11 protein-coding genes are annotated in these 10,681 nt (G+C 67.9%); 5 read left to right on the forward strand and 6 right to left on the reverse strand.

The annotated features are described in order from the left end of the window. From RWO82_RS13450 to RWO82_RS13460, 3 genes are all read right to left on the reverse strand, one after another. Positions 1-387, reverse strand: a 387-nt coding sequence (locus RWO82_RS13450; protein WP_314427943.1) for a DUF779 domain-containing protein, incomplete at its 3' end; no start/stop codon positions are given. 199 nt (positions 388-586) lie between these two features. Continuing rightward, entirely contained in the window at positions 587-2,152 is a 1,566-nt protein-coding gene (locus RWO82_RS13455; protein WP_314427944.1) for an aldehyde dehydrogenase family protein, read from the reverse strand. Between the two features lie 118 nt (positions 2,153-2,270). Beyond that, positions 2,271-3,542, reverse strand: a complete 1,272-nt coding sequence (locus RWO82_RS13460) for a GAF domain-containing protein (RefSeq protein ID WP_314427945.1) — start codon at positions 3,540-3,542, stop codon at positions 2,271-2,273. Between the two features lie 223 nt (positions 3,543-3,765). Here RWO82_RS13460 and RWO82_RS13465 point away from each other — a divergent pair, with 223 nt between their 5' ends. Then, a complete protein-coding gene (locus RWO82_RS13465; RefSeq protein WP_314427946.1) occupies positions 3,766-4,119 on the forward strand; it encodes a PadR family transcriptional regulator in 354 nt (117 codons plus the stop codon). Then, on the forward strand, positions 4,116-5,222 hold the full coding sequence (locus RWO82_RS13470) for a hypothetical protein (RefSeq protein WP_314427947.1): 1,107 nt from the start codon (positions 4,116-4,118) through the stop codon (positions 5,220-5,222). Before RWO82_RS13465 ends, RWO82_RS13470 begins: the two co-directional genes overlap by 4 nt. Before the next feature lie 61 nt (positions 5,223-5,283). On the opposite strand, the gene RWO82_RS13475 is transcribed toward RWO82_RS13470, so the two are convergent. Then, the gene (locus RWO82_RS13475; protein WP_314427948.1) at positions 5,284-5,877 is read right to left on the reverse strand and encodes a TetR/AcrR family transcriptional regulator; all 594 of its coding nucleotides are present in this window, start codon (positions 5,875-5,877) and stop codon (positions 5,284-5,286) included. Positions 5,878-5,947: 70 nt separating this feature from the next. On the opposite strand from RWO82_RS13475, the gene RWO82_RS13480 reads away from it, so the two are divergent. After that, positions 5,948-6,517, forward strand: coding sequence for a dihydrofolate reductase family protein (locus RWO82_RS13480; protein ID WP_314427949.1), 570 nt, complete (start codon positions 5,948-5,950; stop codon positions 6,515-6,517). Here the strand turns inward: RWO82_RS13480 and RWO82_RS13485 are convergent. Beyond that, positions 6,486-7,916 carry a CCA tRNA nucleotidyltransferase gene (locus RWO82_RS13485; protein ID WP_314427950.1) on the reverse strand — a complete coding sequence of 477 codons (1,431 nt, stop codon included), beginning with the start codon at positions 7,914-7,916 and terminating at the stop codon, positions 6,486-6,488. The genes RWO82_RS13480 and RWO82_RS13485 overlap by 32 nt on opposite strands. A 59-nt stretch (positions 7,917-7,975) precedes the next feature. Then, positions 7,976-8,269: a hypothetical protein gene (locus RWO82_RS13490; RefSeq protein ID WP_314427951.1), complete on the reverse strand. Its 294-nt coding sequence runs from the start codon at positions 8,267-8,269 to the stop codon at positions 7,976-7,978. 89 nt (positions 8,270-8,358) lie between these two features. Here RWO82_RS13490 and RWO82_RS13495 point away from each other — a divergent pair, with 89 nt between their 5' ends. Further along, positions 8,359-10,119 (forward strand): alkaline phosphatase family protein, encoded by a 1,761-nt coding sequence (locus tag RWO82_RS13495; protein WP_314427952.1) that lies wholly within the window; start codon positions 8,359-8,361, stop codon positions 10,117-10,119. A 75-nt stretch (positions 10,120-10,194) separates the two neighbouring features. After that, positions 10,195-10,656 (forward strand): ASCH domain-containing protein, encoded by a 462-nt coding sequence (locus RWO82_RS13500; protein WP_314427953.1) that lies wholly within the window; start codon positions 10,195-10,197, stop codon positions 10,654-10,656. Positions 10,657-10,681: the final 25 nt, after the last annotated feature.

The following is a 10,681-nucleotide window of genomic DNA, read 5'->3' on the forward strand; positions in this document are numbered from 1 at the left end:
CGCCAATCCGAAGTACTCCAGCTCCGCGTCGTTCAGCATGCGCGAGCGGATCAGGAAGCGCATCCCCGTCGGTCCCTCGACCGAGAACCCCGCGCCCCGCCCCGGCACGACGTCGATCGTCAGGTGGGTGTACTTCCAGTACTCGAACTGCGACTCCGACATGAACACCTCGACCGGAGCGTCCAACCCGACGTCGAGCGCGCCGAGGAGAACGTCGCCGGGCCCCGTGATGAACATCCCCACGGGATAGCACATGGGCGATGAGCCGTCGCAGCATCCGCCCGACTGATGGAACATCAGCGGGCCATGCTGCACGGTGAGGTCGCGGATGAGGGATGCTGCGGCATCCGTCACGTCGACCCGCTGGTAGGTGCCGATGCTCACCATGGTCCACTCCTCTCGATCGCCCCCGGTCGTTGAGCGAGGACGGCGGAGCCGACCGAGACGAAACGCGGCGAGCGGCTCAGCGCGTTTCGTCTCGGGGCTTCGCTCCTCGCTCAACGACCGGAGGCGGGCTTCGCTCCTCGCTCAACGACCGGGGATCGGTGCTCCGCTCCTCGCTCAACGAACGGCGGAGTTGCACGACTCAGAAGAAGCCCATCGGGCCTTCGGCGTACGAGACCAGAAGGTTCTTGGTCTGCTGGTAGTGGTCGAGCATCATCTTGTGGTTCTCGCGGCCGACGCCCGACTGCTTGTATCCGCCGAACGCGGCGTGCGCCGGATACTGGTGATACGTGTTGGTCCAGACGCGTCCGGCCTCGATCGCCCGTCCAGCGCGATAGGCCGTGTCGCCGCTGCGGCTCCACACACCGGCTCCGAGTCCGTACAGCGTGTCGTTCGCGATCGAGATCGCGTCGTCGAACCCGTCGAACGAGGTGACCGAGAGCACCGGCCCGAAGATCTCCTCCTGGAAGATGCGCATGTCGTTGGTGCCCTCGAACACGGTCGGCGCGACGTAGAACCCTTCGCTGAGATCGCCGCCGAGGTCGACGCGCTCCCCGCCCGTGAGCAGCCGCGCGCCGCCCTGCTTCCCGATGTCGATGTAGCTGAGGATCTTCTCCAGCTGATCGTTCGACGCCTGCGCGCCGATCATCGTCGCGGGGTCGAGCGGGTTGCCCTGCACGACCTTGCCGACGCGTTCCAGTCCGTCGGCGAGGAACCCGTCGTAGATCGATCGCTGGATCAGCGCCCGTGACGGACAGGTGCAGACCTCGCCCTGGTTGAGCGCGAACATCGTGAAGCCCTCGAGCGCCTTGTCGTAGAACGGGTCGGAGGTCGACCGGGCGACGTCCTCGAAGAACACGTTCGGGCTCTTGCCTCCCAGCTCCAGCGTCACCGGGATGAGGTTCTGCGACGCGTACTGCATGATCAGGCGACCCGTGGTGGTCTCGCCCGTGAAGGCGACCTTGCGGATGCGCTTGTGCTGCGCGAGCGGCGCCCCCGCCTCGATCCCGAAGCCGTTGACGATGTTCACGACGCCCGCCGGCAGCAGGTCGCCGATGATGTCGAAGAGGAAGAGCAGGGATGCCGGGGTCTGCTCCGCAGGCTTGATGACCACGCAGTTGCCTGCGGCGAGCGCGGGTGCGAGTTTCCACACCGCCATCAGGATCGGGAAGTTCCACGGGATGATCTGGCCGACCACTCCGAGCGGCTCGTGGAAGTGATACGCGACGGTGTTCTCGTCGAGCTGGCTGATGCCGCCCTCCTGCGCGCGGAGCACGCCGGCGAAGTACCGGAAGTGATCGATCGCGAGGGGGATGTCGGCGGCGAGCGTCTCGCGCACGGGCTTGCCGTTCTCCCAGGTCTCGGCGACCGCGATCTCCTCGAGGTGCTGCTCGATGCGATCGGCGATCCTGTTAAGCACGACCGAGCGCTCGGCCGGGCTGGTCTTGCCCCAGCTCGCGAACGCCTTCCACGCGACGTCGACCGCGCGATCGATGTCTTCGACGGTTCCCCGCCCCACCTCGGTGAAGGGCTTGCCGTTGACGGGGCTGACGTTCTCGAAGAACTGGCCCTTGACCGGATCGACGAACTCTCCGCCGATGTAGTGGCCGTATCGGGGCCGGTAGGTCGCGACGGCGCCCTGCTGACCGGGAGCGGCGTAGGCGGACGACGCGGATGCGGTGGACACGTCTTCTTCGACGATGGTCATCGGTGACTCCTTCGACGGGCCGCGGCTCCGATGCCGTGCGGCTGTGATCCGACGGTAGGTCGCCGCACGTTGCGTCCCGATGCGCAACGTTGCGAAGGGTTGCGAGTCGGACGAGCGATCAGTCGGCCTCGATGCGCTCGATGCGTGCGACCAGGCCGGCGCGCTTCGGAGAGCGCGCGGGGAGCATCTCGAGCGCGAGTCGCAGGGCCTCGGCATCCTCTCGCCCGTCGGGCGTCTCACCGTAGGCGAGCAGCACGTCGAGGCTGGCTTCCGACAGCATCGCCTCGCGCAGTGCCGCGCGCACGCCCTCGCGGAACTCCTCGACCCCCGGCGAGACCGACTCGGGCAGCACCGGCCCGCGGTACGAGGTGAGGGCCACGCGATGCGCACCGCGGTCGAGCAGGGACAGCACGTCGTGGGCATCGGTCTCGAGCGGCACCGGCAGGCGATACGGTCGGGAGTCCGGCACGAGGGTGGGAGCGTGCTTCTCGAGCACCTTGCGCAGTCGCACCATCTCGGGTCGCAGCGTGTCGGGGGATCCCTCGTCTCCGTAGACCAGTTCGGCGAGACGTTCCGCCGACAGACCTTGCCGATGCACCGCGAGCATCAACAGGATCGCCGCGTGACGTGCGCTGAGCTCGATCATCGACTCCTCGAGCTCGGTCTCGACCTCGAGGCGCGCCCTGTCCCGTCCGAGCACGTGCAGCGTCGCGCGGGTCGTGGGTTTCGCCCGAGAGGTGACGGTGGTCGCACGGCGGGTGCTGCTGCGCGCGCGCAGTCGGGCGACGAGCAACTCCGATTCGACTGCGCGGGCGGTGGCGTCGACGAGGAGCCGTGCCTGCGTGGACACGGCCTCGTCGCCGCCGGTGATGTCGAGCACACCGAGCACTCGGCGCGTCTCGGGGTCGTGCACGGGCGCCGCGGTGCAGGACCACGGGTGCACGAGCCGGTTGTAGTGCTCGGCTCCGCGGACCTGCACGGACTGACCGAGAGTCAGCGCGGTTCCGGGAGCGGTCGTGCCGACGGCGTCCTCGGCCCAGTTCGCCCCTGCGACGAAGCCCATCCGCTCGGTCAGAGACCTCAGCCGACGGTCGCCTTCGATCCACAGCAGGCGGCCCGCGTGATCGCCCACCGCGACGACCACGCCCGAATCATCGGCCTCGCCGGGCAGCAGAAGAGTGCGGATCATCTCCATCGCGGATGCCAGCGGATGCGCGAGTCGATAGGCCTCGAGCTCCTCGCTGTCGAGTTCGATCTGCGGAGCATCCTCGGGGCCCACGCGTCCACGCCACGAGCGCACCCACGACTCGCGCACGAGCGGACGCACCTGCATGAGCCGCTGGTCTTCGAGGTTCCCGGCGATGAGTTCTTCGTGTGCGCGCTCGATCATCAGCCGGGATGCTCCCGGGGATCCTGCGCGTGACTCGTGCCACGACCCGACCACGGTTTCTCCCATCGTCGTCGGCGGAAGGTGGTCTCAGCATACGAGCCGGATGCCGCGCACGACAGCCCCTCTGCGACGGCCACTGCGTGTCTGTCGACGCGCCGCGCGTTTTCACCATGCACACTACCGCGCACTGCGTGGTAGTGTGCACTGCATTGAAGGAGGTCCGATGGACACCACCCAACTGCTCAAGGGCGTGCTCGACGTCGCAGTACTCGCCGTTCTGCGTGTGGAAGACGGGTACGGCTACGACATCGTGCGTCGATTGCGAGACGCCGGGCTCGGCGATGTCGGCGATGCGTCGGTGTACGGGACGCTGCGTCGCCTCTATGCCGCGGGCAGTCTGTCGAGTTACGTGGTGCCCTCCGACGGCGGACCCCACCGCAAGTACTACGCGATCAACCCGCAGGGCCGCGCGGCGCTGGAATCGCAGACCGTCACCTGGCTGGACTTCGCCGGCGCGATGTCCTCGCTGCTCACCACCGATACCGCCGGGCCCACACCGATCGGAGAGAACCGATGAACGACACCGCCGTCTCGATCGACGAGCAGATCCGCTCCTTCGCCCTCGCCGTGCGCACGCACCTCGACGACCTGCCGACCGACGAGCTGGATGAGATCGTGGGCGGTCTCACGGCAGACCTCGCCGACCAGGCCGCCGACAACGGCGGTGTGCTCGACGTCGGAGACCCGGCGGCGTATGCAGAGGAGCTGCGAACGGCTGCGGGCCTTCCGCCGCGATCCGAGTCGCGGCGGCGGGTGCCCTTCGGCGCGCGACTGCGGGGCTGGCGCGGCCGCGCGACGCAGACGATCCGGCGCAGCCCCATCGCGGCGTGGTTCCTCGACCTGCTGCTCGCCCTGCGCCCGGTGTGGTGGGTGCTCCGCGGGTACGGCCTCTACGTGGTCATCCTGGCCGTGGTGCTCACGAAGGTGGGCAACGGAGGAAGCCTCGACCACTGGATGGTTCCCGACTCGCTGCTCGAGTGGGCGGCGGTCGCCGTGCTCGCGATCGTGAGCGTCCAGTGGGGGCGCGGCCAGTGGCTGCCTCGGAACGCGCTGCGCCACATCCGCACGGTGTCGAGCGTGGTGGCGCTCCTCGCCCTCGCCGTGGCGCTGCCCGCCGCGTTGACACCGCGCGTCGAGTACGTCGGCGACGAGTACGGCCTGCAGAGCGGCCTGCGCCTCGACGGCGTGCAGATCAACAACATCTTCGCGTTCGACGCGGAGGGCAACCCGATCGACCAGGTGCAGCTGTTCACCGGCAAGGGCACGCCGATCGACCTCTACGGTCAGAACGGCGCGCAGACGGTGCTGACGCCCGACGGGCAGATCGTCGAATCGGAGAACGGCGGCCACCAGCAGTTCGGGATGCACGACGATGGTCTGCGGGCGACAATCCCCGGCGACGACTACCGCGGACGCCCCGTCTGGAACGTGTATCCGCTCGATGAGGCCGACCTCGACCAGTACTCGCTCATGCCCGAGCTCGAGACGATCACGCGCCCCGAGCCGCCCTTCCAGAAGGCGCCGGGCATCGACGCCGCGAACCCGACGCCGACCCCGTCCCCGTCCCCGTCCCCCTCCGATGAAGCTGTCCCGTCTCCCACCGAGACGCCGGCACCGTGACCGGCATGGGCGAGCGCATCATCTCCATCGACATCAGTCATCTCGTGCGGGAAGCCTTGGGTCAGAGTTCCGAACCCGTCGAATCGGCCGCACCGAGCAGGCCGGCGACGAGGTCGTCGATCGCGTCGTCCGTCGACGAGTCGGGGTCGATCGGCGTGGTCAGGCGGTCGAGCAGCAGCCCGTCGATCGCGTAGTGGAAGAGCGCGATCTCGCGACGACCGCCCGGTAGTCCGGCCGCGGCATTGAACGCCACGTCTGCGTCGAGACCTGCGCGCTGCCACGCTCCGAGCACCGTCGCCACCTCGGGGCGTCGTGCGGCTTCCAATCGCAGCTCGAACAGGGCGAGCGTGACGTCGCGGTCACCCGTGAGTCGTCGCACGATGTCACGCACATAGTCGGCGAACAGCGCCGGCCCCGGCTGCTCGCCCGCTCGCCGCCGGAGGTCGTCGTCGGTGGGGGCGAGCCTCTCCCCTATCCGCTCGACGAGTCCTTCGATGAGCGCCTGACGAGTGCGGAAGTAGTTCGACGTCGTGCCCGTCGGCACACCGGCGACACCGTCGACAGCACGGTGCGTGAGGCCGCGCGATCCCTCCTGAGCGAGCACCGCGAGCCCTGCGTCTGCGAGCTGTCGTCGCCGCGAGTCGTTCTTGGCCATGACGACACACTAGCGCTATCACTACGCCTGTTGTACATTTACTGCGACAGATGTAGTGATTGGAGAGATCATGCGAGAGCTCGTCTACTTCGTCGCCGTCACTCTCGACGGCTGGATCGCAGGCCCGAACGGAGAGTTCGACGGCTTCCTCATGGAGGGCGACCACATGGATGCGATCAACCGGCGCTTCGCCGCCACGATCCCGACCGACTTCGCCGCCTCCATGGGCATCGCGCAGGACACATCGGTGTTCGACACCGTGCTGATGGGGTGGAACACCTATGCGGTCGGAGGCCTGGCGAGCCCGTACCGACACCTCCGCCAGATCGTCTTCAGCCGCACGCATACGGCCGAGGGTGAGAACCTCGAGGTGACCGATGACGATCCGGTGTCGGTCGTGCGTCGCCTGAAGGAACAGGAGGGCGCTGCGATCTGGCTCTGCGGAGGCGGCGCCCTCGCCGCGACGCTGGCCGACGAGATCGACCGTCTCGTCCTGAAACGTCAGCCCGTGCTGTTCGGGTCCGGCATCCCGCTTTTCGGAGAGCGTCCCTACCGTCCCGAGCGCTTCGAGGTCGTAGAGACCACGACCTACGAATCCGGCGTCGTGTTCACCGAGCTCGTGCGGCCCACCACTCGCTGAGCCGCTGCTCGGCGGCGTCCTGGCCGATCACACCCTCGTCGAGGCGCAACTCCAGCAGGAACCGGTATGCCTCGCCCACCTCGCGACCGGGCGAGATGCCGAGTATCTGCTGGATCCGGTTCCCGTCGAGCTCGGGGCGGATGGAGTCGAGCTCCTCCTGCTCGCGCAGCGTGGCGATGCGCGACTCGATGTCGTCGTAGGCGCTGGCGAGACGCGAGGCCTTGCGCTTGTTGCGCGTCGTGACGTCGGCGCGGGTGAGGATGTGCAGCCGTTCGAGCTGGTCGCCGGCGTCGCGCACATAGCGGCGCACGGCGGCATCCGTCCACGCGCCCTCGGCGTACCCGAAGAACCGCAGATGCAGTTCGATGAGCTTCGACACCGACTCCGTGGTCTCCGTGTCGAAGCGCAGGGCCTGCAGCCGCTTGCGCGCCATGCGCGATCCGACGACGTCGTGGTGGTGGAACGTGACCGCTCCGCCGTCTTCGAGCTTTCGAGTGCGCGGCTTGCCGATGTCGTGCAGCAGCGACGCGATGCGCAACGCGACGTCGGGCTCCGCGCCGGGGTGGCGGGCGTGCTCGAGCTCGATCGCCTGGCTGAGCACCGTGAGCGAGTGCTCGTAGACGTCCTTGTGGTGGTGATGCTCGTCGACCTCGAGGCGCAGCGCGCTCACCTCGGGGAGGAACTCCTCGATCAGGCCCGTCTCGACCAGCACTCGGATGCCGCGCACCGGATCATCCGTCTGCATCAGGCGCACGAGCTCCGACTGGATGCGCTCGGGGCTCACGATCTCGAGCGTCGAGCGCAGCTGCGTGATCGCGTCGGTCGTCGTCTCGTCGATTCGGAAGCCGAGCTGCGCGCTGAACCGTGCGGCCCGGAGCATGCGCAGAGGGTCGTCGCCGAACGACACGTGCGGGTCCGCCGGGGTGCGCAGGACTCCGGCGACCAGGTCTTCGACGCCTCCGGTCGGGTCGACCAGCTTCACGCTCGGCACGAGCAGAGCCATGGCGTTCACGGTGAAATCGCGTCGATGCAGATCGGCGTCGATCGTGTCGCCGAACTCGACGGTCGGCTTGCGCGTCACACCGTCGTAGCTGTCTGCGCGGTATGTCGTGACCTCGACCTGCTCGCCGCGCACCCGCGCCCCGATCGTGCCGAACGCGCGACCGATGTCCCACTGGGCGGTCGAGATCGGCGTGACGATGCGCAGGATGTCGTCGGGCAGCGCATTCGTCGTGAAGTCGAGATCGTGCGTGGGGCGTCCGAGCAGGGCGTCGCGCACCGGACCGCCGACGACGGCGAGATCGAACCCGGCGGCGGAGAACGCATCGCCGAGGGTGCGGACGACCGGATCCTCGGCGAGCGCGCCGAGACGGGCGAGGCCGTCGGCCATGTTGAGCATGATCTCCAGCGTACCGGGGAGCGTTGTCGCCGTTCTGTGCGCGGTGATCGCCGGCGCTCTCAGAACAGCGGATTCTCACCCTTCGCCTGCGCTACCGCGCGGACTCGTGCCTGCATCAGCCGCATCAGGAGCATGGTCATCAGGAATCCGCCGACGACGGCGACCGCCACGATGATCCAGATGCCGATCTCGGGATCGATCAGCTCGACACCGTAGATCGCGATCGCGAGCAGAACCAGGACCGGCCCCTCGATCAGCGCGAACGTGACGAACAGCCGCGTCTGACGCGACATGTACTCCTTCTGGACGGCGCGCACCCGCGCGTCGATCGACGATTCCCCCGCGTAGCTCATGCCCCCACCGTAGCGGCGAGGCGCGAGACACGCAGCCGAGCGCGGCCACTTCCCTGCGCAACTCCCTCCCCGAGTCCTACGATCGGCAGATGGGTGCAGAACAGAACGAGTCCCCCACTCAGCCCGACACCTCTCGCCGCGGATTCCTCAAGATGGGCGGGGCAGCTCTCGCGGGTGCCGTGGTCGGCGGCGCGGGCGGTGCGGCGATCGGTGCGAGCGTCGCGCAGCAGCGGAGGGGCTTCGCCTCCGAACCCGATCCGTTCGCCGCGCTGACTCCCCGCAGCGAGCCCGGGTTCGACCATCTCGTCGTCGTCATGGGCGAGAACCGCTCGTTCGACAATCTGCTCGGCTACCTCTACTCGACAGAGACGCTGCCGAAGGACGAGAAGTTCGAGGGGCTCGCGTTCGGGACGCACAGCAACACGGCATCCGACGGCACGGTCGTCGACGCGCACGTCTACACCGGCGATACCGATCGCATCATGAGCCTCCCCGACCCCGATCCGGGCGAGGAGTATCCGCACGTCAACACGCAGATCTTCGGCACGGTCGACCCGAAGGGCAACGCCGAGCTGTTCGTCGACCAGATGACGGCGCCCTTCAATGCTCCCGCCCACGGTGAGAAGGCGACGATGTCGGGGTTCCTCGAGGACTACATCATCAACTTCCGCCGATTGCGCAAGGGCGCCGAGCCGAAGCCCGACGAGGCGGCGCACATCATGGGCTCGTTCTCGCCCGAGATGCTTCCCGTGCTGTCGACCCTCGCCGCCGAGTTCGCGGTGTTCGACCACTGGTTCGCAGGAGTGCCGTCGCAGACCTTCTGCAACAGGTCGTTCTTCCACGCGTCCACCTCGCACGGCTTCGTCACCAACCAGGCGGGCGGCGGGTACCGCAAGTGGCTCGACGCCCCCGCCGCGCCAACGGTGTTCAACCGGCTCGAAGACGAGAAGGTCAGCTGGAAGATCTACATCGACAAACTCCAGCTGGTGTCGTTCACCGGGATGCTGCACGCCGCCGTGCTCGAGAAGTACTGGCGCACCGAGCATTTCGGCACGATGGAGGACTTCTACTCCGACGCGAAGAACGGCACGCTGCCGGCGTACGCGTTCGTCGAACCCCGGATGGTCTACGACCACAACGACTTCCACCCCCCGTTCGGGTCGCCGCGAGAGAGCGAGGTCGACGGCGAGCCCGTGTACGACAGCGCGATATCCGATGTGCGGGCCGGCGATCGGCTCATCCACGACATCTACGAGGCGGTGCGGACGAGTGCGTCACCGAAAGGGTCGAATGCGGTCAACACCCTCCTGCTCATCACCTTCGACGAGCACGGCGGGTGCTACGACCACGTGCCGCCACCGTCTGCGACGAAGCCGACGAAAGACACCGCAGCGGGCGAGATGGGTTTCACGTTCGATCGACTCGGATGCCGAGTGCCGGCGATCGCGGTGTCGGCCTATACGAAGCGCGGCACCATCGTGCACGACGAGATGCACCACGGCTCCGTCACCGCCACTCTTTCGCGGCTCCACGGTCTGAAGCCGCTGAACGATCGCGACCAGTCGGCGAACACGCTGTTCAGCGCGGTCAATCTCGACGCGCCCCGGCATCCCGCCGACTGGCCCGTCACGACTCCCGCGTACACCCCGCCGAATCCCGAGCGCACCGAGCCGAAGCCCGGCGACCCGAGCGAGATGAAACCGCTGACCCCACCTGCACGCGGATTGCTCGGACTGCTGATCGCCAAGTACGGAAAGCCCGGCGAACCCGAACCGCAGACCTTCGCCGACGCCTACCGCCTGTTGCACGAGCACGGCGAAGAGCTGTTCGGCCCTCCCTCGGGGAGCTGACACCGACCGGGGTCAGAGATCGCGGATGTCGCCGAGCCAGGCTCGCACCGACTCGCCGCATCCTAGGGTGGGGGCATGACCGATCCCTCTGCCATCGCCGAGTACTGGGAGCGCGTGCGCGCGGATGCTCCCGCTCTTCCCGGGGCCGTGCCCGGCGCGTGGGCTTTCGGCGCGACGCCCGAGCATGCCGATGCCCTCCTCGCTCTCGTGCTCGAAGGCGTCAAGACCGGCACCGCGTCATCGCTGTGGGACTACGAGGCCACCGGTGACCCTCAGCCGTATCTCGGCGAATTCAGCATCATCCTCGACGGCTCCGGTGAACCCCGGGCCGTGATCGAGACGACGTCACTCTCCATCGTTCCGTTCGACGCGGTGACCGCCGAACACGCTCATGCAGAGGGAGAGGGCGACCGCACGCTCGACTATTGGCGCGCGAGTCACGAGCGGTACTGGCGCGCGTACTCCGAGAATCCCCGTGGCTTCGCACCGGACATGCCGGTGATCTGCGAGCGGTTCCGGGTCATCCACCCGGCCTGAGCCGGCTCCGGATCATTCGCTGTCC

The organism is uncultured Microbacterium sp., assembly GCF_963521645.1.
Lineage (GTDB): Bacteria > Actinomycetota > Actinomycetes > Actinomycetales > Microbacteriaceae > Microbacterium.

Excerpts from the sequence above, each read along its gene's own strand:
- RWO82_RS13455 (WP_314427944.1), bottom strand. The coding sequence starts at position 2,152 with ATGACCATCGTCGAAGAAGACGTGTCCACCGCATCCGCGTCGTCCGCC.
- RWO82_RS13460 (WP_314427945.1), bottom strand. The coding sequence starts at position 3,542 with ATGATCGAGCGCGCACACGAAGAACTCATCGCCGGGAACCTCGAAGAC.
- RWO82_RS13465 (WP_314427946.1), top strand. The coding sequence starts at position 3,766 with ATGGACACCACCCAACTGCTCAAGGGCGTGCTCGACGTCGCAGTACTC.
- RWO82_RS13470 (WP_314427947.1), top strand. The coding sequence starts at position 4,116 with ATGAACGACACCGCCGTCTCGATCGACGAGCAGATCCGCTCCTTCGCC.
- RWO82_RS13475 (WP_314427948.1), bottom strand. The coding sequence starts at position 5,877 with ATGGCCAAGAACGACTCGCGGCGACGACAGCTCGCAGACGCAGGGCTC.
- RWO82_RS13480 (WP_314427949.1), top strand. The coding sequence starts at position 5,948 with ATGCGAGAGCTCGTCTACTTCGTCGCCGTCACTCTCGACGGCTGGATC.
- RWO82_RS13485 (WP_314427950.1), bottom strand. The coding sequence starts at position 7,916 with ATGCTCAACATGGCCGACGGCCTCGCCCGTCTCGGCGCGCTCGCCGAG.
- RWO82_RS13490 (WP_314427951.1), bottom strand. The coding sequence starts at position 8,269 with ATGAGCTACGCGGGGGAATCGTCGATCGACGCGCGGGTGCGCGCCGTC.
- RWO82_RS13495 (WP_314427952.1), top strand. The coding sequence starts at position 8,359 with ATGGGTGCAGAACAGAACGAGTCCCCCACTCAGCCCGACACCTCTCGC.
- RWO82_RS13500 (WP_314427953.1), top strand. The coding sequence starts at position 10,195 with ATGACCGATCCCTCTGCCATCGCCGAGTACTGGGAGCGCGTGCGCGCG.